A 25,245-nucleotide genomic window follows, 5' to 3' on the forward strand; every position below is an offset into this window, starting at 1 on the left:
GAGTGGCGAGCACGCGGACGCGCGGTCGAGCGCGCCTCGCGCGGCGCGCGCGGCGCGGGCCGCAGCGGGCGGCCGGGCCGCAGCGCACGGCTCCGGGCGGCAGCAGGAGCGCCGCAACGCCGCGATCCCGCGACTCGCAGCCGCGATCAGAGACGAGGAACGGCGCCGACTAGCACGGCGCGACGAGCGCGAAGGGGTAGCGCGCGGATCGGGCGACCCGCTTCGAGTCGTCGAGGGACGCGATGTCGCCGCCGGCGAAGCGGTCGCCCGTCTCGTAGCCCGGGTCGCTCGACACGACGACGCGGCCGGCCGTGTTCACGAGCGTCGCCTCCGGCAGCTCTGCGACGCTCGGCAGCAGCACGCCCTCGAGCGAGGAGACGAGCACGTCGGCGCAGACGACGCCCGAGAAGCGGCCGTCGAGCAGCACCGGGATCGACGAGGTGATGGTGATCTCGTTCGAGCAGAGATAGTCGACGAAGGGGCCGGCGATGTGGCGCTCGCCGGTGGCCTGGGGCACCCGGTACCACTCGAGACGCACGAGGTCGATGGCGGCCTGACCCGGCCCGAAAGTTGATGACGCGAGCAGACTGCGCTCGGGCCCCTGCCACCAGGCGAGCGGGTTGCCCTCGGAGACGACGGCCTCACTGGCGCAGTAGCCCGCGCCGTAGAGCGGCCGGTCGGCGACGTCGAGGATCGCGTGGGCTTCCGGCTCGACGATCGCCGCGAGCTGATGCCCGCTCAGGGGGCCGTCGCTCAGCTGCTCCTGCAGTTGCGCGGCGAGGCGAGGCGCCCAGCTGTCGAGCGGCGCGAAGACGCCGTCGAAGAACTCGTCGACCGCTGCGATCCCGTCAGAGAGCGCTCGATCCGCTGCCTTCCCCACCTCAGTCACTCCCCTTCGAGCCGTCACCGGTTGCTCCGGCGTGAGTCAAGTGTGGCACGAAACGCCTCGTCCCGCGGATCGGCGAGGAGCTCGGCGCGGAAGGCCACGAGCCAGCGCACCGAGTTGCGAACGCTCTCGCGCACCACGGCGCGGGCGGCGGCGGCGTCGCCGGCGCGGGTCGCCTCGATCTGGGCGGCGAGCGCGTCGTGGGTGTGCAGCCGCTCGCCCGTGTCGACGTCCTGCAGGCCGAGCAGCGGCGTGAACTCGGTCTGCACGCGCACGTGCTCGTTCGTGAGTCGCACCGACTGGCTGAGCGCGGCGAGTTCGAGCTGCACCTCGGTGATGCGGCGGCGCCAGAGCTCGGGCGGCAGCGCGCGGGCGGTGTCGAGGATGCCGCGCACCACGTCGAGCTCGTCGGGCGTGGCCCGGAGGCAGGCGTAGTCGGCGCAGGCGCCCACGATCACCTCGTAGTGCACGCCCAGGTCGGCGAGCGCGACGCGGGGCATCTCCATGAGCGCGCGCGCGTTGACCTCTTCGACGGCGCCATGGCTCGACCGCACGAAGCTGCCGCCGTGGCGGCCTCGCCTCGTCTCGATGAGCCCGCGGTGCCGCAGCGCTCCGAGCGCTTCGCGCACGGTCACGACGGCGACGCCCAGCAGGCCGGAGAGCTCCGTTTCGCTCGGCAGCCGCTCGCCCTCGGTGAAGGCCCCGACCGAGATGGCCTGCACGATGCGGGAGACCACCTGCTCGGTGCGCCCTTCTTCGCCGATCGGCGCGAAGGCGGCGGTGCGCAGGCGACTCGGAGGCGACTGCACGAGCGAACTGTTCACCGACGACCTCCGGTCTTTCTGCGGATCCTGACGAGTTTCCCACGGTTCGAGTGGGGATTGCCTGAGCCGCAACGTGATCAAAACGTAACGTACCCGGATCGCCTTCGTCTCCAAACCTATAAACCCATATGTTATCTTTCTAGACATCGGCCCACCAGGGCCCGGTTCGACAACGACGTTGAGGAGCATCGCCCCCATGCGACACACCACTTCCCCCGCAGAGCACGGCGACATCGCCGTCTCCGTCCAGGGCGTCCACAAGCAGTTCGGCGATCTCGTCGCGGTCAAAGACCTCGACATCGACATTCGCGCCGGAGAGTTCTTCTCCATGCTCGGCCCCTCCGGCTCCGGCAAGACCACGGTGCTCCGCATGATCGCCGGCTTCGAGGAGCCCACCGCCGGCAAGATCCTCCTCCACGGCACCGACGTCACCCGCGCGGCACCCTTCGACCGCGAGGTCAACACCGTCTTCCAGGACTACGCCCTCTTCCCGCACCTCACCATCGCCGAGAACGTCGCCTACGGCCTGAAGGTGCGCGGTATGTCGAAGGCGGATCGCGCGAAGCTCGTCGGCGAAGCCCTCGAACAGGTGCGCCTCTCCCACGTCGCCGAGCGCCGCCCCTCCCAGCTCTCCGGCGGCCAGCGCCAGCGCATCGCCCTCGCCCGCGCCCTGATCCTGCGCCCCAAGGTGCTGCTGCTCGACGAGCCCCTCGGCGCCCTCGACAAGCAGCTGCGCGAGCAGATGCAGTTCGAGCTCAAGCAGATCCAGCGCGAGGTCGGCGTCACCTTCGTGTTCGTCACGCACGACCAGGAGGAGGCCCTCACCCTCTCCGACAGAGTCGCCGTGTTCAACAACGGCAAGATCGAGCAGGTGGGCAGCCCCCGCGAGGTCTACGAATTCCCCCGCACCGAGTTCGTCGCGAGCTTCCTCGGCATCACGAACCTCATCACGGGCGAACAGGCGCAGCGGATCTTCGGCAGCGAGCTGCCCCACAGCGTGCGCCCCGAGCGCATCCACCTGGCGGACCCGACGACGAGCCCCGAGCCCGGCACCGTCGCACTCGCGGGCAGCGTGGTCGAAGCCGTCTACGCCGGCGCCCACACGCGCTACCTCGTCGAGACCGAGCTCGGCACGCGTTTCATCGCCGAGAAGCAGAACAACCAGACCCCCCGCACCGAGCCCTCCATCCGCCGCGGCGATGCGGTGAGCCTGCGCTTCGCGGCGGATCACGCGGTCACCGTGCCCGGTGAGGCGACTGCCGCCCCCAGCACGGAAACCGCCCCCGCCGCGGCCTGATCGCCGACCCGGATCACGGATCCGGATCCGCCCGGCCACCCCGAACCTCCAGCACCACCACTCACTACAAAGGAGTACTGATGAACAAGAAACTGCTCGCCCCCGCAGCCCTGCTGGCTGCCGTGGGCCTCGCACTCTCCGGCTGCGCGAGCAGCGACGCCGGCGGCGACACCGCCGGCGGCCTGCAGATCGACGTGCCCGACGTCCCCATGATGGAGAAGCTCGGCGACATGGAGAACGAGGTGAACATCCTCGCCTGGTCGGGCTTCGTCGAGCCGGCCTGGGCCGATCAGTTCACCGCCGACACCGGCTGCAAGGTCAACCGCAAGGTCTTCGCGACGAGCGACGAGGCCGTGCAGCTCATGCGCACCGGCGAGTACGATCTCGTCTCCGCCTCGGGCGACGCGAGCCTTCGCCTCATCGTCGACGGCAACGTGCAGCCGCTCAACACCGAGCTCATCCCCAACTTCGGCGACGACATCGTCGAGGGCATGAAGGGCCAGCTCTACGACACGCTCAACGGCAACGTCTACGGCATCCCGATCGGCCGCGGCGCCAACATCCTCGAGTACAACAGCGAGGTCGTCACCGAAGCGCCCACCAGCTGGGACGTGGTGTGGGAGGCCGACAGCCCCTACGCCGGCAAGATCGCCGCCTACGACAGCCCCATCTACATCGCCGACGCCGCCATCTACCTGATGGAGCACGAGCCGGACCTCGGCATCACGAACCCCTACGCGCTCGACGAGGATCAGCTCGCCGCCGCCACCGAGCTGCTCAAGCAGCAGAACAAGATGGTGTCGGAGTACTGGTCGCCCGCCACGAACGTGACGTCGTTCACCGGCGGCAACTCCGTCGTCGGCACCTCGTGGGAGGTGCTGCGCAAGGCGACGCAGGACGAGAAGTTCAAGAGCGTGCTGCCCGAGGAAGGCTCGACCGGCTGGTCGGACGCGTGGATGCTCGCCGCCGAGGCCAAGAACCCGAACTGCGGCTACGCCTGGATGGATTACACCAGCGCACCCGACGTCAACGGCCAGATCGCGATGAACTTCGGCATGGCCCCCGCGAACGCCGCGTTCTGCGAGACCAGCGACGAGGCCAAGGAACACTGCGACTACTACAACGCCACCGACGAGGACTACTACTCGAACGTGTGGTTCTGGACCACCCCCATCGACCAGTGCCTCGACGGCCGCAAGGACGTGCAGTGCACCAACTACCAGGACTGGACCAGCGCCTGGGCCACGGTGAAGGGCTGACCCCCTCCGCCGTCCGCGGATCCTGACGATCCGCCACCGCCGGTCGGGCGACGCCCCTCGCCCGACCGGCGAACCCCTCCAACGATCCGCGATCCCATCGCTCCAGCTCCACCCCAGCTCCACCCCAGCTCCACCGTCAGCGAGGACCCCCATGAGCTCCCAGAACCTGCTCGAACGCCGCCCCAAGCCGATCTCGACTGCGCTCTACCGGCACCCCAAAGGCCGGCTGGCCTCGCTGCTGACCCTGCCGATGACCTGGCTCATCGGGGTCTACATCCTGTCGCTCGCGCTGCTGCTCGTCACCGCGTTCTGGACGACGGACCCCTTCACGTCTCGCGTCAAGCCCGGCTTCACGCTCGAGAACTTCCAGCAGGTCGTCACGGTGCCGGCTTTCCGCGACACCGCCCTGCGCACGCTCGGCATCGCCCTCGCCGTGACCGCGATCTGCGCGCTCTTCTCGGTGCCGCTCGCGGTGTTCATGGCGAAGGTTGCCGGGCCGCGACTGCGCGCCGTGCTCGCGGTGCTCGTCACGCTGCCGCTGTGGGCCGGCTACCTCGTGAAGATCATCGGCATGCGCCTCGTGTGGACCGAGAACGGCTTCTTCAACTGGTCGCTCTCGCCGCTCGGGATCGAGGGGCCCGGCCTCGGGGTTCTCACGGTGATCCTCACGCTGGTCTATCTCTGGTTCCCGTACATGGCGATCCCGGTCTACGCGGCCGTCGCGCAGATCCCCACGAACCTCTTCGACGCCTCGTCGGATCTCGGGGCCGGCGGCTTCCGCACGATCCGCACCGTCGTCGCGCCGCTGCTGCTGCCCTCGCTCATCGCGGGCTCCATCTTCACCTTCTCGCTCAGCCTCGGCGACTACATCGCCGCCATGTACGTGGGCGGGTCCACGCAGATGATCGGCAGCATCATCGCGCAGAACATCAACCTCAACCCGCCGCTCGCCGCGGCCTTCTCGGTCGTGCCGATCGTGCTGGTCGTCATCTACCTCGCCGCCGTGCGCCGCACGGGCGCCCTCAACAACCTGTAGACGCCCGAGAAGGATCCAAGGAGAACCGCCATGCTTCGCCTCAGTCGCGGCACCAAGATCGCCCTCGCGATCATCACGCTCATCGTCATGGGCTTCATGTACATCCCGCTGTTCGTGATCGTCATGAACTCGTTCAACTCCGGCCGGGTCGCCGGCTGGCCGATCCCGGGCTTCTCGCTCGAGTGGTGGGGGAAGGCGCTCAGCAACCCGGCCGTGCACGCAGCACTGCTGAACTCGGTGGTGGTGGCGTCCATCGCAACGGCCTTCGCGCTGCTGCTCGGCACGCTCGCCGCCTTCGCGCTGCAGCGCTTCAAGTTCTTCGGGCAGCACACGGTCAACCTGCTGATCGTGCTGCCGATCACGCTGCCCGGCATCGTCACCGGTGTCGCGCTCTCGAACACCTTCCACCAGGTGCTCAAGCCGATGGGAATCCACGTCGGCTACTGGGGCATGATCATCGCGCACGCCACCTTCTGCGTGGTGATGGTCTTCAACAACGTGATCGCGCGACTGCGCCGCATGAATCCGAACCTCGAGGAGGCGTCGATGGATCTCGGCGCCGGCATCGCCCAGACGTTCCGGCTCGTGACCTTCCCGCAGTTCCGCAGCGCCTTCATCGCGGGCGGTCTGCTCGCCTTCGCGCTGTCGTTCGACGAGATCGTGGTGACGATCTTCACGGCCCCGCCCGGCGTCGAGACGCTGCCGCTGTGGATCATGAACCAGATGGCGCGCCCCAACGAGGTGAACCAGGTGAACGTGGTCGCCACCGTGATGATCCTGCTGTCGCTCATCCCCGTCTACTTCTCCCAGAAGGCATCGGCCGCGGGCGACGCGAAGTAGCGGGGCGGATCCGCACGCCCTCGGGCACACCGCGGCGGGGCGGCCTTCGGGCCGTCCCGCCGCGGTGTTGTGCGGGCCGGTTCTGCGTTGTGCGGGCCGGTTCCACTCGGAGCCCGACGGGGGAATGATCCGCCATGAAAAGCGAAAACCCCACTGCATGGCAGTGGGGTTTTGGCGGAGGATGGGGGATTTGAACCCCCGAGGGCGTGAACCCAACACGCGTTCCAGGCGTGCGCCATAGGCCGCTAGGCGAATCCTCCTCGTCGACCGAAACGATCAACGTCCTCCAGTCTAGCGGGTTCCCGTCGCGCATCCGAAACCGGCCGTTCGGCGGCGAAACTGGGAGCGTTCTCAGACCCGCACTTGAAAGTAACGGATTGGTAACGCATACTGGATGAGGCGTTCGGGCCACCGCCCGGCGCTTTTTGTTTGGACAATCCCTGGAGTACACGCGTGAGAGTATCCGCCAAGGCATTCGTAGTCGGCCTGGTCTCATCCGTCACGTTCGCCTTCGGCGCCGCGCCGGCCGTCGCGACCGCTCCCATCGAGGACTTCTCCGTCGCCGCGGTGCAGCCCGCCGCCGCACAGATCTCCCAGACGCTCGACACCACGAACGATGACGTGCTCGCAGGCGCATCGATCGAGGCCGTCGTGGCGCTCGAGGAGGTCGCGACCGTCCCCCACAACTTCGACGTGGCCGCCACGATCGCCCTCGCCGAGAGCGAGATCGGCACGAGCCGGGCCACGGGCTGGAGCGCTCCCGGCGAGTGCATCATGTCGGCGCAGCGCTGGATCAGGGCCGGCGGCGGCAACTGGGGCGGCGGCGGAAACCCCGTCTCGAACTACGACAACGCGACCCGCGTCACCCTCGCCACCGCGGCTCCGGGCGACGTCATCCAGTACGAGAACATCGACTCCCCCACCTCGTGGGTGACGGGTGTGCACACGGTGCTCATCACCGAGGTGCACGACGACGGCACCTTCACCATCATCGAGTCGAACAACCCCGGAGGCTCCGGCCTCGTCAGTAAGAACGAGAGCTGGACGCCCGCGCCCCCGGCCGGCTTCCAGGCCGCCGTCTGGCGCTTCTAGACCCGCGCGGGCCCCACTGGCGCCCACCCCCGCCGAAAGGCGGATTTCGCACGCCTCACGAGACCTTCTCCTGCGTTTTCCGCCTCTCGACGCCGCCTCTCGCCGCAGCGCCCCGGCCCGTTCAGCGGCGTACGCAGCAGCGGACCACCGGCGGCCACCCTCGCGGAGCGGGCGCTCGAGTACGTTCCACGGCTGCGCCCGGGTGACAGATTCAGCCACGCCACGGCGCTCGCCCTCCTCGGATGCCCGATCAGTGTGGCGAAGGGAGCCCCCGTCGATGTCTCCTCTCCTGCCAGGTCTGCCCGCGTCAACTGCGCGGGAGCGGCAGGCCACCGGCACTCTCCCGACACCACGGAGTATCTCTGCGCCCTGCCCGATCAGCCCGACTGGATCCCGACCTCGGCCCCCCTGCGCGCGGTGCTGCAGGCCGCCTCGACGCTGCCGTTCAGAGAGCTCGTCGTCGCCCTCGACTACCTCCTGCGATACGACGCCCACCGCTACGACCCTTCTCTGCACGTATCGCTCGACGAGCTGCGTCGTTTCGCTCAGGCCGCGACCGGTCGTGGGGTGGTGCGGTTTCGCGCAGCCGCGGCGCTCGCCAGAGTTGGCTCGGAATCGCTCATGGAGACGCTGATGCGGCTGGCCAATGCGCGGGCGGGGATGCCGGAGCTGGAGCTGCAATTCGAACTGCACGATGAGCTTGGCCATTGGATCGGGCGTTTCGACGGAGCCGATGTGAAAAGCCGCAGCCTTTTCGAGTTCGACGGCGAGCAGCACTTGCGCCTGCTCAGCCAACGCAAGCGGGACGCTCGCAAACACCAGGACGCCCGCGACGCCGGCTGGCGAATCCTCGTGTTCTACAGAGAAGACCTGCTCGGCGGGCTGCTTCCGGCCGGGCGCCGCATGCTCTCCTTCAGCGGGTACACTGCCAGGCGCGTCGCCCCGGGCCTCGCACGGCTTCTCGACGAGACCGCCGCGGGCGAGGCCGAATCAGCGATCCCTGTTCACCGGCCTTCCTCGCCGGCTTAGGCCCGGCGAAAGGTGCATTTCGCAGGCGGATCCGCGGGCGGAGCTGCGAAATCCGCCTCTCGGCGGGGGTGCGGGGGTGCGGGGGGAGGGAGGAGGCAGGAGGCAGGCAGGGAGGGGCAAGAAGCCCCTCCCCGGAAGCTCCCGCCCTACAGCAGCTCGCGGTGGCGCTCCCGCAGTTCCTCGACCGCGCGCTCCAGGGCGGGGTCGTCGCCGCGGGCGAGGCCCGCGTACTGCAGCACGATGCCGTCCTCGCTCGGCACGGCCTTCACCCACATACGCCGGCGCGGCACGAAGAGCGACCACAGCAGCCCGCCGAGGGCGAGCAGCGCGAAGATCAGCACCCACTCCTGCGCGGGGTTCTGCATGACGTCGAACGACGCGTAGCGGGGCACCGAGTCGAGCGAGATCGTGCCGAGGCCGTTCGGCAGCTCGACGGTGTCGCCCGGCCGCAGCTCCAGCGAGTCGCGGTCGACGGCTCGGCCGGTCAGCTGCTCCATGCCGTCGGTGTCGAGCACGTACACCGACTGCGGCACCCCGCTGTCGAGGCCGAGGTCGCCGGTGAACACGTCGAGCGTGAGCACGGGGTTCTCGAGGTCGGGATAGTTCGAGCTGTAGGCGCCCGAGTCGAGCTCGGTCTGCGTGGGGTAGAAGAAGCCGCGGAGGCCGAGCTGGGTCTGCGCCCCGGAGGTGTCGACCAGGCCGTGCGGCACCTTCACCACGCCGAGCGACGTCATGTTGAGGTTGTCCTGGGGGATGAACGGCATCGCCTCGCTGTACACGACCGTGCCCTCGGCGTTGCGGATCGTGATCTGCGGCGCGTAGCCGTTCGCGATGAGGTAGATGGGCGAGCCGTGCACGCGCAGCGGGTGGTTGACGCGGATCGTGTGCTCGCTCTCCGCCCCCTCGCCCTCGGTGAGCGTCACGTTCGCGACGTAGTCCTTCACCAGGCCGATCGCGTCGACGTTGCCGTCGTCGGGGGTGTTGTAGGAGACGTCGAGCGAGTCGAGGCGCAGGCTGAACGGTTCGAGGCTCGAGCTGTCGAACGAGCGGCCCGAAGTGGCGGTGTCGTAGTCGATCAGCTGGTTGACGAGGGTTTCGCCCTCGATGACCACCTTCTGGCCGTTGAAGGTGAAGACTCCGCCGACGCCGACGCTGATGAGCACGCCGAGCAGCGACACGTGGAAGATGAGGTTGCCCGTCTCGCGCAGGTAGCCGCGCTCCGCGGAGACCGAGATCTCCTCGGTGCCGCGGCGGGAGGCGCGCTGCACCTGCACCCGGTAGCGCAGCTTCTTCAGCACGCGGGCCGCCTCGGAGACGGCGCGCTCCGCGAAGGCTGCGCGATCCGCCTCGCTCGCCTCCGGGTTGGAGACGCGGATCTCGGTGTACCCGGCCATGCGCTGCAGGCGGGCGGGGGTCTTCGGCGGCTGACCCCGCCACGCCCTCCAGTGGTGGGCGATGCGGGGCAGCACGCAGCCGATCAGCGAGATGAACAGCAGCAGGTAGATCGCCGAGAACCACGCCGAGCCGTACACGTCGAAGGCCTGGATGGGGAAGGCGTCGAGGATGGGGAACAGCTCGGGGTGGTCCTGCTTGTACTGGATCACGCCGTTCGGGTCGGCGCTGCGCTGCGGCACGAGGGAGCCGGGGATCGCGGCGACCGCGAGCAGCAGCAGCAGGATGAGGGCGACCCGCATGCTCGTGAGCTGACGCCAGAACCAGCGCAGCCAGCCCTTGAAGCCGATCTCGGGCGACTCGGCCCGCAGCGAGCCGCCGGCGCCGGATCCGTCATCGTAGTCAGAGGGGCGTGACATATCCGCCGATCACCGCCTGCAGTGCGTACATCATCCGGCTCCAGAGTCCGGTCACCATGAGGAGACCGATGAGGATCAGCAGCGCGCCGCCGATCAGGTTCACGGCACGGATGTGCCGTTTGAAGAACGTCATGGTCTGCGTCATCCATCCGAAGCCGAAAGCGGCGATGACGAACGGCAGGCCGAGGCCGAGGCAGTAGGCGAGCGCGAGGATCACGGATCGGCCGACCGACCCCTGCTGCAGGCTCAGGCCCATGATCACGGTGAGCGTGGGCCCCATGCAGGGCGTCCAGCCGATGGCGAACACGGCGCCGAGCAGCGGGGCGCCGACCAGGCCGAACTTCGGCTTGATCCGCAGTTTCTTCGTGTTCTGCATCGCCCCGAACAGCCCGATGAACACGAGCCCCATCACGATCACGAAGACGCCCATGATGCGGGTGATGAGCTGCTCCCACTCGAGCAGCCACACGCCCACAGTGCCCGCCGCGGCGAGGAACGCGACGAGCACGGCCGTGAACCCAGCGACGAAGAGCAGCGACCCGATCACCATGCGGCCGCGCGCGGGCCGCTCGCCGGGCGCCGACCCTGCCGTCGACCCTACGTAGGCAAGGTAGCCGGGCACGAGCGGCAGCACGCACGGCGACAGGAACGAGAGCAGGCCCGCAGCGATCGCGATCAGCGATGCGACGAGCAGCTGCCCGTCGGCTACAAGGTGCTGCAGATCCACCGCTACTGCTCGCCGGGCTTCGCGTCGCCGGTCTCGGCCAGGGTCTCGGAGATGAGGGTGCGCAGCTGCGACTCCCCCGCGAGTTGTCCGAGCACGCGGTGCGCGACGCGCCCCTCGGCGTCGAGCACGAGCGTGGTGGGCACCGCGTTGAGGGGCACCTGGCCCGCGAACGCGCGCTGCACCTCGCGGCCGCCCGCATTGTCCATGATCGAGGGGTACTCGATGCCGAACTGCTCGGAGAACTGCTGCGCCTGCGCGACCTGGTCGCGGGTGTTGACGCCCACGAACTGCACGCCCTGCGGCCCGAACTCCTCGTAGGCCGCCACGAGGTCGGGGGCCTCGGCACGGCACGGCGCGCAGCCGGCGTACCAGAAGTTGACCACGGTGACGCTGCCGAGGGTATCGGCGGAGCCGAAGGTGCCGCCGGTCTCGGTCTCGCCCGAGTACTCGACGGGTTCGGTGCGCTCGGAGGGGGCGATGCTCAGCGACGAACCGTCTCCCGACACGTAGTTCTTGCCGTTCGAATCCTCCCACTGCTGCGCGAGATTCTCACCGCTGCCGCAGCCGGTGAGCAGCAGCGCCCCCGCGAGCGGCACGGCGAGCGCCGCGAGACGGATGCGGCCCTTGACGCGCGCGCTCATACGGCCCCCACGTCGACGGCCCCGTCGGTGAGCCCGGCGGCCGGCGTGCGGTAGTCGACCTCGAACCAGCGCTCGCCGCGCTTCTCGAAGGTGGTGATGCTCGACAGCTCGCAGCGGCGCTTCGCCGGATTGTGGGCGAGCGGCTTGCCGGTCACGTCGAGGTGCGCGACCCAGATGGGGGCCTGATGGGAGACCATCACGATGTCTCCGCCGCGGGTCGTCTCCCACGCCTCGTCCATGGCCTCGCGCATGCGGGAGGCGATATCGCGGAAGGGCTCCCCCCAGCTGGGGCGCAGCGGGTTCGCGAAGCGGTACCAGTAGCGCGGGTTCTTGAAGACCGACTTCTCGCCCGACTTCACCATGCCCTCGAAGACGTTGGTCGGCTCGATGATGCGCTCATCGGTGACGATCTCGAGGCCGAGCGCGCTGGCGATGGGCCGCGCTGACTGCTGGGCCCGCTCGAGCGGCGAGGCGAACAGCTTCACGGCGAGGCGGTCGCTGCCGGCCAGTTCGAGCGCCGCAGCCTCGGCCATGCGGTGCCCGAGTTCGGACAGGCGGAAGCCGGGGATGCGGCCGTACAGCACTCGGTCGGGGTTGTGCACCTCGGCGTGGCGCACCAGATGCAGCAGTTTGTCGCTCACGGCTCCATTCTACGTTCGCCGTGTCTGGGAGTTCCCGGGCCGGTGGGCGGCCGCGCCCCGCTTCGGACGCCGCCGGGGGCGCGCCCGGCCCGGTAGACTGTGCGGGTGACTGAGCGTGTATTGATCAAGGATCTGGCCGCCCGTGAAGACGGCCCCGTGCGTGTTTCCGGCTGGGTCGAGAAGGTGCGCGACCAGCGGTACGTGCAGTTCGTCGTGCTGCGCGACGAGAGCGGCGCGGTGCAGCTGGTGAACGGCGGCGTGCTGCGCGAGCCGGATCCCGAGAACCCGCGCTCCGACATCCTCGTGCCGCGCACCACCACGATCAGCGAACTCACCCACGGCAGCTTCATCACCGTCGAGGGCGAGCTGCAGCACAACGAGCGCGTGAAGCTCGGCGGCGTCGAGATCCAGATCGATCAGATCGAGGTCGTCGCGAAGGCGCTGCCCGACAACCCGATCGCCGCCGACAGCGGCATCGACGTGCGCCTCGACTGGCGCTTCCTCGATCTGCGCCGCCCCGAGCAGAACCTCGTCTTCCGCGTGCAGACCACGTTCCTGCACGCGCTGCGCCAGGTGTGGGTCGATCGCGGCTTCATCGAGATCCAGACCCCGAAGCTCATGGCATCGGCGTCCGAGTCGCGGGCCGAGCTGTTCGAGGTCGAGTACTTCGAGGGCAAGGCGTTCCTCGCGCAGAGCCCCCAGTTCTTCAAGCAGATGGCGCAGGCCGCCGGCTTCGGCGGCATCTTCGAGGTGGGCCCGGCGTTCCGCGCCGATCCCTCGTTCACCTCGCGCCACGCGACCGAGTTCACCTCGATCGACACCGAGCTGAGCTGGATCGATTCGCACGAAGACGTCATGGAGCTGCACGAGGAGCTCATCGTCGCGGGCCTCTCCGCCGTCAAGGAGAAGCACGGCGAGGAGATCCAGAAGCTCTTCGGCATCGAGCTCGAGGTGCCGTCGCGCCCCTTCCCGCGCATCCCCCTCGCCGAGGCGAAGGAGATCGTGAAGGCCGAGGGCTACGAGATCCCCCGCGCCGACGCCGACATGGATCCCGAGGGCGAGCGCCGCATCGCCGCGCACGTCAAGAAGACGTACGGTCACGACTTCGTGTTCCTCACCGACTACGCGTGGTCGATCCGCCCGTTCTACCACATGCGCCACGAGGGCGACGGCGAGCTCACCAACAGCTACGACCTCATCTACCGCGGCACCGAGATCTCCACGGGCGCGCAGCGCGAGCACCGCATCGAGGTGCTCGAAGCGCAGGCCGTCGAGAAGGGCATGGACCCGAAGGAGCTCGACTTCTACCTCGACTTCTTCCGCTACGGCGTTCCCCCGCACGGCGGCTTCGGCATGGGTCTGAACCGCGTGCTCATGCTCATGCTGCAGCAGTCGTCGATCCGCGAGGTGACCTACCTCTTCCGCGGCCCGAACCGCCTGCTGCCGTAGGCGGCCCGGACCGCCTGCCACCGTAGGCGGCCCGAACCGCCTGCCGCCGTAGGCGGCCCGGTCGTCGAGTAGCCCCGCACCCCCTCGGAGGTGCGGGGCTACTGCGTTTCCCGGGGGCACTACTGAGACCCGATCCACCCACCGCTGAGGCCCGCGAATCACCCCTCTGAGGTCTCGGAATATGCGTTTGGCCTGGGATTTTTCTGCTGTTAGTGTGTGCTCACCGCAGCCGCTCCCGCGCTCTTCGCCGGACGGTTTCGGGTTCATCAGGAGCCCCGCGCGTCATCCGCGCGCGGGCCCGGCTCCACCGCTTCAGGGGAGGGGACGACGTTGTCCACACATCACACACCGCCGCGGAAGATGCGGAACGCCCGGAACACCCGGAAGATCGCCGCTATCGCCGCCGGCGCCCTCGTGGTCGGCATCGGCGCCCCCTACACGCTCGCCACCTGGAACGACTCGGAGTGGGTCTGGGGCGGGGCCGGCGGCGTGCCGGGCGTGGGCACCGGCACCTTCGAGGTGCGGCAGAACACCACCTCGCCGTTCGCCGACGTGGCGCTCAACTGGGTCGACCGCGAGACCAACTCCGGCGGCGGGCTCACCTTCACGGCCGGCGCGATCTCGCTGTCGCCCGGCGACACCGTCTACGCGCCGGTCGCGCTGCGCACGACGGCCGAGTCGTCGGCGGCCTCGGTCACCCTCCGCCAGGCGGTGCCGGCCAGCGGGGTCACGGTCGTGGACGACTACCAGGATCTCTGGAAGTCGATCCGCGTCACGGTCTACACCGAGAAGCGCACCACGCCCGCGGGGCCGACGAACACCTGCACCTCGGCGAGCGCGGCGAGCTGGGGCACCCCCCTGATCAGCGACGTCAGCCTCGACACCGCGGCTTCGACCACGCAGGCGCTCGATGCCGAAGCCGGGTCGACCCAGCACTACTGCTTCGCGCTGCACCTGCCGGCGACGCTCCAGGCGGGCCTCACCGTCACGACGATCGACGAACTGCAGGGGCGCACGATCGCACCGGCGTGGGAGTTCCGCTCGACCTCGGAGTGAGAATTCGCGAGGCGCTGCTCGGCGGCGCCTCGCGAACACGGTCCACGGAGTATCCGGATCGAGCCGCGGAAGGGGGTGACGGGCATGATCGGCAGGGTTCTCGGCACCGCGGTCACGACGCTCCTCGTCGCGATCGCGGTCGGGCTCGCGACGTGGTTCGCCTACTCCTCGGCGTCGGGGGCCACGCTCATCGCGTTCCGCACCGGGTCGATGACACCGACCATGCCGCAGGGCGCGATCGCGGTGACCGTGCCGGTGCGCGCCGCCGAGCTGCGCGTCGGCGACGTCGTCACGGTGCAGCGCGCGAACGAGGCCATGCCCGTCACGCATCGGATCATCGAGATCCGCGACGTGTCGGAGCAGCCCGCCGGCGGGTTCGATGTGCGAGCGGCGGCGCCCGGCCGCACCCTGCCGGGTCGCGCCGATCCCGCAGCCCGCGAGATCGTCATGCAGGGCGACGCCAACCAGGTGCCGGACGCACTGCCCTACGTCGTGGCGGATGCGCGCCGCGTGGTGGCCGCCGTTCCGCATCTGGGCAGTGCGCTCATGCTGCTGCAGTCGCCGATCTCGATGGGGGCGCTCGTGATCAGCGTCGGCGCGCTCGTCACCTGGGCGTTCTGGCCGCGCCGCCGGACTCCGGATGCCGGCCCACTCCCGGATGCCGGACCGGCGCCGGGCGCCGCGCCGGATGCCGCGCCGTCGCCCGCGGCCGGCGATCGGCCTCGCGGCCGGCATGCGGCGGGGGTGGGAGCATGAGCCCCCGTCGATCCGCCTCGGTCCTGCTGGTGCTGTTCATGGCGCTGAGCTGCGCGGGGGTGCTGCTCACCGCTTCGCGCGCCGCCGCGGTGTTCGAGGAGATCGCAGAGACCGGGCGCCCCGGCTTTCTGCGCCTGAGCGTGGACAGCGCGACGCCGCTGCGGGCCGAGCTCGCACCCGGCGATTCGACGCACTGGCTCATCGAGGCCGCTCTGCACGATGCCTCGCGCAGCACACTGGCGGTCGAGCTGGTGGCGGCGAGGGTGCCCGAGGAGCTGCGGGGCCTGACGGCGCGGGTGGACAGCTGCTCGGGCGTCTTCGAGCTCGGGCCCGCGAGCACCGGTGGCGTCGCCTGCTCGGGCGGTGCGGTGAGCGTGCTCGCCACGACGCCCCTCGAGGCGCTGCCGCGAGACGGTCGGCGCGTCGAGCTCGCGCAGCTGCGGGCTTCGGAGCCGCGCCAGCTGCTCGTGACGCTGTCGCTGCCGGCGATGGCGGATCCCCTCGCGCTCACGGGGGAACCGGCCCGTGTGGGGCTCGGGGTGCACACCTCGGGCGAGCTGCCCGGTCCCGGCCCGGCCGGGCTCGATCCGGAGCCGCCACTCGTCGGCTCGTCGCACTCGGCGGACGGTTCTGCGCCGCCGCTGGCGCTGACCGGCGCCGATGCACTGCCCCTCGGGTCGCTGGCGGTGGGTGTGCTCGGTATCGGCGCGGTGCTCGCGCTGCGCCGGCGAGATGCGGGGGCCCGGCGGTGACCCGCGCTCTCCGGCAGCATCGCGGACGCGGGATGAGCGCGGCCGCCGCCGCGCTGCTCGTGTCTGCCGCGCTCGTGGCGCAGGGCGGGATCACCACCGACGCCACGTGGAACGACGCCGAGTGGGCGCACGCCGCCGCGGTCGGCACCGCGGACTGCTCGAGCTGCTCGCCGACAACAGCACCGGCGTGGTCGGCCAGTTCGGTCAGGCCCGCACCGACGGGCTGGCGCACGGGGCCGCGGGCTACGTCACGGATTCGGGCGGCATCGACCTCGCCGACGCGCAGACCGGCCAGTACCCGCATCTCGCCACGCTCAAGCTCTCGAATCTGCTGAACTCGCCGCTGCTCGGGAACGTGGGGCTCGGGAACACCCTCAGCGATGTCTCCGACCTGGAGGTGGAGGTGGGGGCGGTCGCCGGTGAAGCCGAGCTCGAGGCCTGTGCGGAGGCATGGGGCGCGGAGACGGCTCAGCAGGCGGTGGCCGCATCGACCGCGGAGGACATCGTCGCGGGTCTCGAACGCCGCTATCTGGCGGCCTCGGCCGATCTCACGTTCACCTCGCTGGCCGCGGGCGCCCTCGCGGAGGGGCTCGATACGCTGCTGGGGCAGGTGCAGAGCGTCACGAGCGGTCTCATCGGCCAGAACGGGGTGAAGGCGGGGGTCGAGTCGGGGGTGGCGGCGCTGCTCAACGGTCTGATCAGCACGCCGCTCCTGTCGCTGGGGTCGATCACGCTCAACACGCTCACCGCGACCATCGATCTGGCTCCCACCCGCGCGCTCGTCAACACGCCTTTCAGCGACAGCGGAGGCGTGGTGGCGATCGATGCCCGGCACGGCACCGTGTTGATCGACACCAGCGCGCTGCTGCAGCAGGCGTACCCGGAGGGCGTCGGCGAGGGGCTCAACGGTCTGCCGCCGAACACGAACCTGCTCGCCGACCCGGCGATCCTCACCGCGCTGACCCAGAGTCTCACGACAGCCCTCACCGAGTGGCTCGGCCACATCGAGACCAGCCTGGTGAGCGCCGTCGATCGCATCCAGATCTCCTCGACCCTGTCGGTGAACCTGCGAGCACGGCTGCTCTCGATCACCCCGTTCATCGACGTGGGGCACATCGCCGTCACGGTCAGCGGCACGCTCGCCGACCTCCGCGTGAACACACCCGGCACGGTCACCGCCGAGCTGCAGCTGCTCGGAGGCCTCCTGAGCGGGCTCACCGACCTCCTCACGAAGGGCGTGCTCAAACCGGTGATCGATCTGCTGCTGGTCACGCTGGTGGGCGGTACGGGCGGCGTGATCGGCGGGGTCGTCACGGGAGTGCTCCCGGCCGTGACCGCCCTGCCCACCCGCTTCGCGGGTGTCACGGGCACGCTGCTCTCGCTGGTCTCCCGCCTCTACACCGGTCTCTTCCTGTCGAACATCGTGACGATCACGGTCAACGCGCAGAACGCCCCGGCCTCCGGCGGGCCGCCGCCCCCGGACTGGGCGCCCGGGCAGCCGACGGCGCCGCCCGCGGGGCGGTACGAGGTCGCCGCGATCCGGGTGGGCGTGCTCGACGGTCTCGGCCCGAACGGGGTGCGCCTCTATCTCGGCCGCGCCTCGGTGGGGCCGGGCTGCTCGGCAGCCCGGGCCGCGCAGCCCGGCAGCCCTTGCGCCGCCTACTGAGCGGGCGGGTGCGCGGCCGTGCGGGTCGCCACGACGACGGTGTCGTCGAGCAGCGAGGCTGAGCCGTCCGGGGCGGTGGCCGGCCGCGTGCGGGTCTCGGCGGTGATGCGCCACTGCTCGGCGTCGAGGTCGAGCAGCGCGAGTTCGCTCTCCGGGGTGGGAAAGGGCCCGGCGTGCCCCTGCGCCCAGGGCGGCGGCGCGCCGTGCGAGATCACCACGAGGCTGCCGCCCGGCGCAACACGCTCGGCTGCGGCGCGCAGGATGCGCTCGCGCGGGAGCTCGACGGGCGACGGGAGAAAACTCGCGGTGACGAGGTCGAAGCCGCGCTCCGAGCCGTCGATCGCGTCCGGCTCCTCGATCCAGTCGCCCAGGTCGGCCGTGGTGAAGCGAGCGCCGGTGAGGCCCCGCTCGCGGGCGGCTGCGGCGGCGCGCGCGACGGCGGTCTCCGAGAGGTCGACACCGGTGGCCTGCCAGCCCCGCTCGGCGAGCCACAGCACGTCACCGCCCTCGCCGCAGCCGAGGTCGAGCGAGCGGCCAGGCGCCCACTCGGCGACGATGTCGGCGAGCGAGCGGTTCACGCGCCCCGACCAGATGGGGCCGGCGCTGCCGTAGCGCCGCTCCCAGAACGCCACCGGATCCTCGTCGGGGTCGGCGTGCGGGTGGCCGGCGTCGCCGCCGTGGGCGGCTCCGCGGTGGCCGGAGGCGATGGGCGGATCGGGGTCTGCGGGGTCTGCGGCTGGGGCACCGCCGGCGACGGCGAGCGCGAAGTCGTCGTCGACGAGCGCCGCGTTCGCCGCGGCCCCGGCGAGCGTTCCCGCGCCCATCACGATGGGCACCGAGGCGGCGGGGTTCACGACGTTGCCCGCGGCCCAGACACGGGGGTGGCTCGTGCGCCCCGTCGGATCGACCGCGATGAACGAGCCCATCGGGGTCTCCGATCGGTCGAGCCCGAGCTCGGCGAGGAAACCGTCGTGCGGCACGAGCTCGCCAGAGGTGAAGACCGCGTCGACGGCGACCTCGCCGCGGGCGGTGCGCACGGCCGTGATGCGGGATCCATCGCCGACGATCTCGGTGACCGGGTCGGCGACGAGGTGCACACCGCGCGCCTCGAAGTCGCGGCGCGCCTCGGACGTCAGATCGCCGAGCCCGGCGGTGAAGACGGTGAGGCTGTCGGTCCACTGCCGCAGCAGTCGCGCCTGGTGCATCGCCAGCGGCGAGGCGGCCACGACGGCGAGGCGCTGCCCGCGCACCTCCCAGCCGTGGCAGTACGGGCAGTGCAGGGCGCGCTCGCCCCAGTGCTCGGCGAGGCCGGGGATGGCGGGCAGGGCGTCGGTGACACCCGTCGCGACGACCACGGAGCGGGCCTCGATCGTGTCGCCGCCGTCGAGCACGAGCTGCAGGGCGCCCCGCGATCCGCCGCCGTCGTCGCGCACCGCTAGCACCGATGCCGCACAGAACTCGACCCCGTAGCGCTCGGCCTCGACTCGCCCGCGGGCGAGCAGTTCGAGGGGCGGGGTGCCGTCGAGGCCGAGCACGTTGTGCATGTGCGAGGCGAAGCGGTTGCGGGGGCTGCCGGCGTCGATGACGAGGGTGCGGCGCAGCGAGCGGCCGAGCGCCTGCGCCGCGCTGAGCCCCGCAGCGCCGCCGCCGATCACGATGGTGTCCCAGATTCGATCGTTCATGCCACCAGCCTCCGCCAACCATGCAATACTTGCAATTGAGTTTGCAGAAATGGCAAGGATGGTGCGCGATGGACGAACTGCGCCGACTCGGCCCCCGCCTGCGCGCGGCCCGGCAGGAGCGCGGATGGACCCTCGACGAACTCGCCGCGCGCGCCGGCATGTCGGCGAGCACCCTCTCCCGCCTCGAATCGGGCAAGCGGCAGGCGAGCCTCGAACTGCTGCTCCCCCTCACGCGACAGCTCGGGATCCGCGTCGACGACCTGCTCGAACCGCGCGACCGCGACCCCCGCGTGCACCGCAGCGCGATCCGCCGGGAGGGGATGACCATCGCACCGCTCACCCGTGAGGAATCCGAGGTGCGCGCCTTCAAGATCACCTACCACCCGGATGCACCCGAGCGGGCTCCCCAGACCCACCCCGGCCACGAATGGCTCTACGTGATGTCGGGCCGACTGCAGCTCACCCTCGGCGAGCAAGAGCTGGTGCTCGGCCGCGGCGAGGCCGCCGAGTTCGACACCGCCGTGCCCCACCGCATGCGCGCCGCAGGCGCCCGGCCCGCCGAGGTCATCAGCATCTTCAACAGCGTCGGCGAGCGCCTGCACCTGCACACGAGCGAGGCCGAGGCCGAGTAGCGGCGGCGCGCGCTCACCCCTCGAAGGTCTTGGCCCACTCGCGCACGCGGGCGACGCTCTCCTCCTCGGAGAGATCCTCGACCCGGGTCATCACCGACCAGCGCACACCGAAAGGGTCGCGGATGCTCGCGAAGCGGTCGCCCGACACGAAGTCGGACGGGGCCTCGCGCACCGTGGCGCCCGCGGCGACCGCCCGCTCGACGACCGCGTCGACATCGGGCACGTACAGCCCCATCGAGTAGCAGTCGTCATCGCCGGCAGGGGCCGCGACGAGGTGGTAGTCGGGCATCGGCTCGCCCAGCTGCAGATGGCCCGTGCCGAAGTCGAGGTCGGCGTGCACCACGGCCCCGCCCATCTCGGTGGCGTCGATCACGCGCGCGCCGAAGACGTCGCGGTAGAACTCGATCGCCTCGGCGGCCTTGGGGATCGCGAGGAAGGGCGTGAGGCTCGTCGCGCCGTGGGGCATGCCTGCGGTGGTGTGGGCGCCGTTCGCGGCGCGCGTCTCGTGTGCGTTCATGCCCTCAGCGTAGGATCGGCCCCGAAGGCGCGGCTTGCAGATTCGCGCCAGCTTCTCGCGGCGGCACGCGCCGCCGCAGCCGACGGGGGATGCCATGAACGAGGATCGGCGCGGCGTGCTCTTCCCGCGGCGCCTGCCCGACTTCCACCGGCTGCCGCCGTCGCCCGGCCTCGAGCACGCCGTGCGCTGGTGCTGGATCCCCGAGTGGGACCTGCCCGCCGGCGAGGAGTCGCGGCAGGTGCTGCTGCCGTTCCCCGCTTGCAACCTGGTCGTCGAGCCGTCCGGCGTCATCGCCGCGGGTCCCGCCACGCGGCGCTCCGAACGAGTGCTGACGGGCCGCGGCTGGGCCGTCGGAGCCCTGCTGCGACCGGCGGCCGTGCCAGCGCTCGTCCCCGACCCCACCTCGATCCGCGACGCCGCGCGCCCCGTCGACGACTCGCGGCTGCACGCCGCCGTGACCCGCGCCATCACCGACACCGCCTCGCCCGGGGACGAACGGCGCGCCCGGGCCGCCGCGCTGCTCTCGGAATGGATCGCGGCGCGCGTGCCGGAGCCCGGTTCGCCCGAGGATCGCGACGGGGCGCTCGCGAACCGTCTCGCCGACGCACTCGCCCATCCCGGTGTCGTGCGCGTCGACCAGCTGCCGGAGCGTTTGCACGCTTCGACGCGCACACTGCAACGGTTAGCGGATCGCTGCTTCGGATTGTCGCTGCACTCGATGATCCGCCGCCGGCGCATCCAGGAGGGCGCCGAGCTGCTGCGCGAGCACGCGGACCTCACGATCGCGGCGCTCGCGAGCGAACTCGGCTACGCCGACCACGCCCACTTCACGACCGACTTCAAGCGACTGCTCGGGGTCACCCCGAGCGAGTACCGGGAGCGCGCGGCAGACTGAGCCCCCTCAGTAGGAGGCGTCGGCGGCCTCCGGACGCTCGTCGTCGTCCCACGACGCGAGAATGCTCGCAGTCGCGGAGACGCCGAACCGCGTCGCGCCCGCAGCCCAGAGCTCGCGGGCGACCGCCGCGCTGCGGATCCCGCCGGAGGCCTTCACACCGAGGCGGCCTCCCACCGTCTGCGCCATCAGCCGCACCGCATGCAGGCTCGCGCCGCCGGCGGGGTGGAACCCGGTCGAGGTCTTCACCATGTCCGCGCCGGCGGCCTCCGCGGCCCGGCAGCCCGCCACGATCTCGTCGTCGCTCAGCGCCGCCGTTTCGAGGATCACCTTGAGCACCAGCCCGGGGCAGGCCTCGCGCACCGCGCGCAGATCCGCCTCGACGGCGCGCCAGTCGCCGGACCGTACGAGGCCCAGGTTCACCACGACGTCGATTTCGTCGGCGCCGTCGGCCACCGCCCGGCGCGTCTCCGCCGCCTTCACCTCGCTCGCGTGCGCCCCCGTCGGGAAGCCGACCACCGTCACGATCTCACGACCCCGCTTCTCGACGGGCAGCAGCGAGGGCAGCACGCAGACGCGCTTCACACCCAGCGCCTCGGCGCCGGCGATGAAGCCGGCCAGCTGCTCGGCGGTCGTGTCGCTCGCGAGCAGGGTGTGGTCGGCGTGGTCGAGGAACTCCCCTGCGGTGAGTCCGGTCTGATCGCTCATCCGCCGCTCAGACGGTGAAGTCGCTTGCGGCGCGGGCCGCGGTGACGGTCTTCATGTAGGCGACCACGGGCAGGTGCTCGGGGTGCTCGGCGTACTCGGCCAGGCCCTCGGCGTCATCGAAATCGGCGATGAGCGTCAGGTCGTAGTTGGCGCCGTCGAACAGCTCGTTGCGGTGCAGGGTGAGCGCGCGCACCGAGGCCACCCGCTCGCGCAGCGGTGCGATGCGGGCGATCGCCTCCGCCGCCTGGGCGTCGCGCTCCTCGCGGGTCTCTCCGGCGAACTTCCAGCTCACGATGTGGCGCAGGGTCATGGGGCTCCTTCGGGTGGGTGGGGCGTGGTCAGGTCCGCGAGAACAGTCGCGGGCCGCGCGCGGCCTTCTCGACTGCGGCGGCGAGCCGGGCCGGGTCGACCCGCCAGATCGCGTGGCGGCGCCCGTTGATCCGCACCACCGGGATCTCCTCGGCGTGGCGGCGCGCGAGCTCTTCATCCTGCAGGATGTCGAGCTCGGTGAGCTCGGTGCGGATCCCGCGCTGCCCCAGCTCCTCGCACACCGCCGCGATGACGCCGCGGGCGTCGTCGCAGAGGTGGCAGCCGGGCTTGCCGATGAGGGTGAGCTGCACGGTCGTCACGATCGACCAGTGTAGCCCGCCGGAATGACGGGAGGGCGTCGAGCCTCGGCCCGACGCCCTCCCGCGTCTCGCAATTCCGGTGACGCCGCGAACGGCGCCCTCGGCGCGATTACTTCTTGTTGCGACGCTGGTGACGCGTCTTGCGCAGCAGTTTGCGGTGCTTCTTCTTGGACATGCGCTTGCGGCGCTTCTTGATTACTGAACCCACGGTTACCTCACAACGTCTCTCGGGCCGAAGGTATCGCGGCCCACAAAACACTTATATTACTCGCTCTCGGCGACGAGCGCGAAACGGGAGCGAAGCGGATCGCGGAAATCGTGCTACGTGCGCAGCTTGAACCGGGCCACCAGTTCCTTCACCCGGTGCTCGGCGCGCGCCGCGGCACGGCCGATCCGCTCGGCGGCGGCGGCGGTCTCCTCGGAGAGCACTTCGTCGTCTTCGAGCGGGTTGCCGAAGGGGTCGTCGCCGTCGGGGCCCGGCACCCGATCGCCGTCCTCGGAGAGGTACTCGACCGTCACCTCCGTGTCGAAGCCGGCCGAGAGGAACGGGATCACGAAGTCCTCGACCATCTCGAGCGGTTCCGGATCGAGCGCGTAGAACCGGTGCTGCCCCTCCTCGCGCACGGTCACCAGTTCGGCCTCGCGCAGCACCTTCAGGTGCTTCGACACCGTGGGCTGGCTGATCTCGAGCTGCCCGACGATCTCGGAGACGCTCATCTCGGCGTCCTGCTGGTGACGCTCGAGCAGCACGCGGAGAATGTCGCGTCGGGTCGCGTCGGCGATGACCCCGAAAATATCTGGCATGCTCTCAAGGTTAGTCGGCCGACGCGTTTCTCGCCCCACCGCCCGTCGTGCCTGATCCGCTCCGCGTGTGTAGCATGACTGCTATCGAGCGAACCGGGCCTCCGGTCTCGCACTGCCGCAGGGGAAGAAGGAGCCGTGAGGGCACGCGCCGTGAGCCGTCGGGCCTCCGCCCCGCTCTCAGGGAAATCGTGGATCAACGCCATGATCCACTCCTCCCCGCCGCGCTTCGCCCTGCTCGTCTTCACCAGCCTGATCCTGCTGTGGACCGCGCTGCTCTCACTCCCGTTCGCGAGCACCTCCGGCAATGTGACCCCGCTGGCCGACGCGCTCTTCACGGCGGTCTCGGCGATCTGCGTGACCGGGCTGTCGACCGTCGACATGTCGGCGCACTGGTCGCTGTTCGGCGAACTGGTGATCCTCGCCGGCCTGCAGATCGGCGGCATCGGCGTGCTCACCCTCGCCAGCATCCTGGGTCTCACCGTCACCCGCCGCCTGGGGCTGCGGCAGCGCCTGCTCGCCGCGGGCGACACCAATCCCATGCGCATGGGCCGCGACGTGTCGGAGAGCCAGGCCGTGGGCCTCGGCGAGATCGGCGGCCTGCTCGTGGCCGTGGCGACGAGTCTCGTGGTCATCGAGGTCGCGCTCACCGCGCTCATCACCCCCCGGCTCATGGCCGCCGGCTACGACTTCTGGCACGCCCTCTGGAACGGCTTCTACCTCGCCGCATCGGCGTTCACCAACACCGGCTTCGTACCGCTGCCGGGCGGGCTCGAGCCCTTCAACACCGACCTCTACCTGCTGAGCGTGCTCGCGGTCGGCGTGTTCCTCGGCGCCATCGGCTTCCCCGTCATCTTCGCGCTCTACCGCTACGTCACGGGCGGCGGCTGGCGCGCGCACAAGCGCCTCGGCCTGCACGCGAAGCTCACCCTCTCCACGACCCTCATCTTCGTGGTCGTGGGCTGGGTCGCCATCGCCGGGCTCGAGTTCGCCAACCCGGCGACGCTCGGCGGCCAGGGCTTCTGGGAGACGCTGCTGAGCTCGGGGTACATGTCGGTGATGACCCGCTCGGGCGGGCTCGGAATCATCGACCCCATCGACATGAACGGCTCGACCCTGCTGGTCATGGACATGCTCATGTTCGTGGGCGGCGGATCGGCGTCGACGGCGGGCGGCATCAAAGTCACCACGCTCGCCGTGCTCTTCCTCGCCGCCTACGCCGAGGCTCGCGGCTACCGCGACATCCAGGTGTTCGACCGGCGCATCCCGAACGAGGTGCTGCGCGTGTCGGTGTCGATCCTCATCTGGGGTGCGACGATCGTGCTGGTCGCGACGGTCGCGCTGCTGCAGCTGACGGGCCGCCCCCTCGACGTCGTGCTCTTCGAAGTGATCTCGGCGTTCGGCACCTGCGGGCTGTCGACCGGGCTGTCGAGCGAGGTCTCCGACCCCGGGAAGTACATTCTCGCGGCCACCATGTGGGCGGGCCGTGTAGGCACGGTGACGCTGGCCGCAGCCGTCGCGGCGTCGAGCCGGTCCCGCCTCTTCAAACTCCCCGAGGAGAGGCCGATCGTTGGCTGATACTCGCGCAGGGATTGCCGCCGCCCCATCGACGACGCCTCGAG

General features: G+C 70.5%; 27 protein-coding genes and 1 tRNA gene. 14 read left to right on the plus strand and 14 right to left on the minus strand.

Annotation, left to right across the window (positions count from 1 at the left end):
- Positions 1-169: 169 nt before the first annotated feature.
- Both H629_RS0104045 and H629_RS13950 read right to left on the minus strand, forming a co-directional pair.
- Positions 170-880 (minus strand): cache domain-containing protein, encoded by a 711-nt coding sequence (locus tag H629_RS0104045; RefSeq protein ID WP_024356068.1) that lies wholly within the window; start codon positions 878-880, stop codon positions 170-172.
- Between the two features lie 23 nt (positions 881-903).
- A complete protein-coding gene (locus H629_RS13950) occupies positions 904-1,710 on the minus strand; it encodes a FadR/GntR family transcriptional regulator (RefSeq protein ID WP_024356069.1) in 807 nt (268 codons plus the stop codon).
- A gap of 196 nt (positions 1,711-1,906) precedes the next feature.
- On the opposite strand from H629_RS13950, the gene H629_RS0104055 reads away from it, so the two are divergent.
- The 4 genes from H629_RS0104055 (at position 1,907) to H629_RS0104070 (ending at position 6,142) form a co-directional block, all read left to right on the plus strand.
- Positions 1,907-3,007 (plus strand): ABC transporter ATP-binding protein, encoded by a 1,101-nt coding sequence (locus H629_RS0104055; protein WP_024356070.1) that lies wholly within the window; start codon positions 1,907-1,909, stop codon positions 3,005-3,007.
- A gap of 80 nt (positions 3,008-3,087) precedes the next feature.
- The gene (locus tag H629_RS0104060) at positions 3,088-4,266 is read left to right on the plus strand and encodes an extracellular solute-binding protein (RefSeq protein WP_024356071.1); all 1,179 of its coding nucleotides are present in this window, start codon (positions 3,088-3,090) and stop codon (positions 4,264-4,266) included.
- 151 nt (positions 4,267-4,417) lie between these two features.
- Entirely contained in the window at positions 4,418-5,302 is an 885-nt protein-coding gene (locus H629_RS0104065) for an ABC transporter permease (protein ID WP_024356072.1), read from the plus strand.
- A 30-nt stretch (positions 5,303-5,332) separates the two neighbouring features.
- On the plus strand, positions 5,333-6,142 hold the full coding sequence (locus H629_RS0104070; protein ID WP_024356073.1) for an ABC transporter permease: 810 nt from the start codon (positions 5,333-5,335) through the stop codon (positions 6,140-6,142).
- Between the two features lie 172 nt (positions 6,143-6,314).
- Here the strand turns inward: H629_RS0104070 and H629_RS0104075 are convergent.
- Positions 6,315-6,402: transfer RNA gene (locus H629_RS0104075), tRNA-Ser, on the minus strand.
- 193 nt (positions 6,403-6,595) lie between these two features.
- Between H629_RS0104075 and H629_RS0104080 the strand changes: the two genes are divergently transcribed.
- The gene (locus H629_RS0104080) at positions 6,596-7,234 is read left to right on the plus strand and encodes a CHAP domain-containing protein (RefSeq protein WP_024356074.1); all 639 of its coding nucleotides are present in this window, start codon (positions 6,596-6,598) and stop codon (positions 7,232-7,234) included.
- A 255-nt stretch (positions 7,235-7,489) separates the two neighbouring features.
- The gene (locus H629_RS0104085) at positions 7,490-8,263 is read left to right on the plus strand and encodes a hypothetical protein (RefSeq protein WP_152485641.1); all 774 of its coding nucleotides are present in this window, start codon (positions 7,490-7,492) and stop codon (positions 8,261-8,263) included.
- A 146-nt stretch (positions 8,264-8,409) separates the two neighbouring features.
- On the opposite strand, the gene resB is transcribed toward H629_RS0104085, so the two are convergent.
- From resB to H629_RS0104105, 4 genes are read right to left on the minus strand one after another with little or no spacing between them, the layout of a single operon-like run.
- Positions 8,410-10,074, minus strand: a complete 1,665-nt coding sequence (gene resB / locus H629_RS0104090; RefSeq protein WP_024356076.1) for a cytochrome c biogenesis protein ResB — start codon at positions 10,072-10,074, stop codon at positions 8,410-8,412.
- The gene (locus tag H629_RS0104095) at positions 10,058-10,801 is read right to left on the minus strand and encodes a cytochrome c biogenesis CcdA family protein (protein ID WP_024356077.1); all 744 of its coding nucleotides are present in this window, start codon (positions 10,799-10,801) and stop codon (positions 10,058-10,060) included. Before H629_RS0104095 ends, resB begins: the two co-directional genes overlap by 17 nt.
- A 2-nt stretch (positions 10,802-10,803) precedes the next feature.
- Positions 10,804-11,442 (minus strand): TlpA family protein disulfide reductase, encoded by a 639-nt coding sequence (locus H629_RS0104100; protein WP_024356078.1) that lies wholly within the window; start codon positions 11,440-11,442, stop codon positions 10,804-10,806.
- Positions 11,439-12,083, minus strand: coding sequence for a histidine phosphatase family protein (locus H629_RS0104105; protein WP_024356079.1), 645 nt, complete (start codon positions 12,081-12,083; stop codon positions 11,439-11,441). The genes H629_RS0104100 and H629_RS0104105 overlap by 4 nt, the downstream gene beginning before the upstream one ends.
- Before the next feature lie 105 nt (positions 12,084-12,188).
- On the opposite strand from H629_RS0104105, the gene aspS reads away from it, so the two are divergent.
- The 5 genes from aspS (at position 12,189) to H629_RS0104130 (ending at position 17,762) form a co-directional block, all read left to right on the plus strand.
- Positions 12,189-13,532, plus strand: coding sequence for an aspartate--tRNA(Asn) ligase (gene aspS, locus H629_RS0104110; protein WP_240471034.1), 1,344 nt, complete (start codon positions 12,189-12,191; stop codon positions 13,530-13,532).
- 360 nt (positions 13,533-13,892) lie between these two features.
- On the plus strand, positions 13,893-14,588 hold the full coding sequence (locus tag H629_RS0104115) for a hypothetical protein (protein WP_024356081.1): 696 nt from the start codon (positions 13,893-13,895) through the stop codon (positions 14,586-14,588).
- An 84-nt stretch (positions 14,589-14,672) separates the two neighbouring features.
- Positions 14,673-15,344: a S24/S26 family peptidase gene (locus H629_RS0104120; protein WP_024356082.1), complete on the plus strand. Its 672-nt coding sequence runs from the start codon at positions 14,673-14,675 to the stop codon at positions 15,342-15,344.
- A complete protein-coding gene (locus tag H629_RS13955; protein ID WP_024356083.1) occupies positions 15,341-16,096 on the plus strand; it encodes a hypothetical protein in 756 nt (251 codons plus the stop codon). Before H629_RS0104120 ends, H629_RS13955 begins: the two co-directional genes overlap by 4 nt.
- Positions 16,097-16,202: 106 nt before the next feature.
- Positions 16,203-17,762, plus strand: coding sequence for a choice-of-anchor G family protein (locus tag H629_RS0104130; protein WP_161607974.1), 1,560 nt, complete (start codon positions 16,203-16,205; stop codon positions 17,760-17,762).
- Here H629_RS0104130 and H629_RS0104135 read toward each other — a convergent pair.
- Positions 17,756-19,444: an FAD-dependent oxidoreductase gene (locus tag H629_RS0104135; protein ID WP_024356085.1), complete on the minus strand. Its 1,689-nt coding sequence runs from the start codon at positions 19,442-19,444 to the stop codon at positions 17,756-17,758. The genes H629_RS0104130 and H629_RS0104135 overlap by 7 nt on opposite strands.
- Before the next feature lie 68 nt (positions 19,445-19,512).
- Here H629_RS0104135 and H629_RS0104140 point away from each other — a divergent pair, with 68 nt between their 5' ends.
- Positions 19,513-20,076 carry a helix-turn-helix domain-containing protein gene (locus H629_RS0104140; RefSeq protein ID WP_024356086.1) on the plus strand — a complete coding sequence of 188 codons (564 nt, stop codon included), beginning with the start codon at positions 19,513-19,515 and terminating at the stop codon, positions 20,074-20,076.
- Positions 20,077-20,089: 13 nt separating this feature from the next.
- On the opposite strand, the gene H629_RS0104145 is transcribed toward H629_RS0104140, so the two are convergent.
- Positions 20,090-20,593 carry a VOC family protein gene (locus H629_RS0104145; protein WP_024356087.1) on the minus strand — a complete coding sequence of 168 codons (504 nt, stop codon included), beginning with the start codon at positions 20,591-20,593 and terminating at the stop codon, positions 20,090-20,092.
- A 34-nt stretch (positions 20,594-20,627) separates the two neighbouring features.
- Between H629_RS0104145 and H629_RS0104150 the strand changes: the two genes are divergently transcribed.
- Positions 20,628-21,488 (plus strand): helix-turn-helix domain-containing protein, encoded by an 861-nt coding sequence (locus H629_RS0104150; protein ID WP_240471036.1) that lies wholly within the window; start codon positions 20,628-20,630, stop codon positions 21,486-21,488.
- 6 nt (positions 21,489-21,494) lie between these two features.
- On the opposite strand, the gene deoC is transcribed toward H629_RS0104150, so the two are convergent.
- The 5 genes from deoC to H629_RS0104175 form a co-directional block, all read right to left on the minus strand.
- Positions 21,495-22,193, minus strand: coding sequence for a deoxyribose-phosphate aldolase (deoC, locus tag H629_RS0104155; protein ID WP_024356089.1), 699 nt, complete (start codon positions 22,191-22,193; stop codon positions 21,495-21,497).
- A gap of 7 nt (positions 22,194-22,200) precedes the next feature.
- Positions 22,201-22,503, minus strand: coding sequence for a Dabb family protein (locus H629_RS0104160; protein ID WP_024356090.1), 303 nt, complete (start codon positions 22,501-22,503; stop codon positions 22,201-22,203).
- A gap of 28 nt (positions 22,504-22,531) precedes the next feature.
- The gene (locus H629_RS0104165; RefSeq protein WP_024356091.1) at positions 22,532-22,822 is read right to left on the minus strand and encodes a glutaredoxin family protein; all 291 of its coding nucleotides are present in this window, start codon (positions 22,820-22,822) and stop codon (positions 22,532-22,534) included.
- A 109-nt stretch (positions 22,823-22,931) separates the two neighbouring features.
- Positions 22,932-23,030, minus strand: coding sequence for a 30S ribosomal protein bS22 (locus H629_RS14755; protein ID WP_005504750.1), 99 nt, complete (start codon positions 23,028-23,030; stop codon positions 22,932-22,934).
- Between the two features lie 113 nt (positions 23,031-23,143).
- Positions 23,144-23,626, minus strand: a complete 483-nt coding sequence (locus H629_RS0104175; RefSeq protein ID WP_024356092.1) for an ArsR/SmtB family transcription factor — start codon at positions 23,624-23,626, stop codon at positions 23,144-23,146.
- Positions 23,627-23,827: 201 nt separating this feature from the next.
- Between H629_RS0104175 and H629_RS0104180 the strand changes: the two genes are divergently transcribed.
- Positions 23,828-25,201, plus strand: coding sequence for a TrkH family potassium uptake protein (locus tag H629_RS0104180; RefSeq protein WP_024356093.1), 1,374 nt, complete (start codon positions 23,828-23,830; stop codon positions 25,199-25,201).
- The last annotated feature ends 44 nt before the right edge of the window (positions 25,202-25,245 follow it).

This window comes from Leucobacter chironomi DSM 19883 (assembly GCF_000421845.1).
Taxonomy (GTDB): Bacteria; Actinomycetota; Actinomycetes; order Actinomycetales; family Microbacteriaceae; genus Leucobacter; species Leucobacter chironomi.

Bases quoted from the DNA above. Each gene is read 5' to 3' on its own strand.
- H629_RS0104055 (WP_024356070.1), top strand. From the start codon at position 1,907: ATGCGACACACCACTTCCCCCGCAGAGCACGGCGACATCGCCGTCTCC.
- H629_RS0104060 (WP_024356071.1), top strand. From the start codon at position 3,088: ATGAACAAGAAACTGCTCGCCCCCGCAGCCCTGCTGGCTGCCGTGGGC.
- H629_RS0104065 (WP_024356072.1), top strand. From the start codon at position 4,418: ATGAGCTCCCAGAACCTGCTCGAACGCCGCCCCAAGCCGATCTCGACT.
- H629_RS0104070 (WP_024356073.1), top strand. From the start codon at position 5,333: ATGCTTCGCCTCAGTCGCGGCACCAAGATCGCCCTCGCGATCATCACG.
- resB (WP_024356076.1), bottom strand. From the start codon at position 10,074: ATGTCACGCCCCTCTGACTACGATGACGGATCCGGCGCCGGCGGCTCG.
- H629_RS0104100 (WP_024356078.1), bottom strand. From the start codon at position 11,442: ATGAGCGCGCGCGTCAAGGGCCGCATCCGTCTCGCGGCGCTCGCCGTG.
- H629_RS0104115 (WP_024356081.1), top strand. From the start codon at position 13,893: ATGCGGAACGCCCGGAACACCCGGAAGATCGCCGCTATCGCCGCCGGC.
- H629_RS0104120 (WP_024356082.1), top strand. From the start codon at position 14,673: ATGATCGGCAGGGTTCTCGGCACCGCGGTCACGACGCTCCTCGTCGCG.
- H629_RS13955 (WP_024356083.1), top strand. From the start codon at position 15,341: ATGAGCCCCCGTCGATCCGCCTCGGTCCTGCTGGTGCTGTTCATGGCG.
- H629_RS0104135 (WP_024356085.1), bottom strand. From the start codon at position 19,444: ATGAACGATCGAATCTGGGACACCATCGTGATCGGCGGCGGCGCTGCG.
- H629_RS0104140 (WP_024356086.1), top strand. From the start codon at position 19,513: ATGGACGAACTGCGCCGACTCGGCCCCCGCCTGCGCGCGGCCCGGCAG.
- H629_RS0104145 (WP_024356087.1), bottom strand. From the start codon at position 20,593: ATGAACGCACACGAGACGCGCGCCGCGAACGGCGCCCACACCACCGCA.
- deoC (WP_024356089.1), bottom strand. From the start codon at position 22,193: ATGAGCGATCAGACCGGACTCACCGCAGGGGAGTTCCTCGACCACGCC.
- H629_RS0104160 (WP_024356090.1), bottom strand. From the start codon at position 22,503: ATGACCCTGCGCCACATCGTGAGCTGGAAGTTCGCCGGAGAGACCCGC.
- H629_RS0104175 (WP_024356092.1), bottom strand. From the start codon at position 23,626: ATGCCAGATATTTTCGGGGTCATCGCCGACGCGACCCGACGCGACATT.
- H629_RS0104180 (WP_024356093.1), top strand. From the start codon at position 23,828: ATGATCCACTCCTCCCCGCCGCGCTTCGCCCTGCTCGTCTTCACCAGC.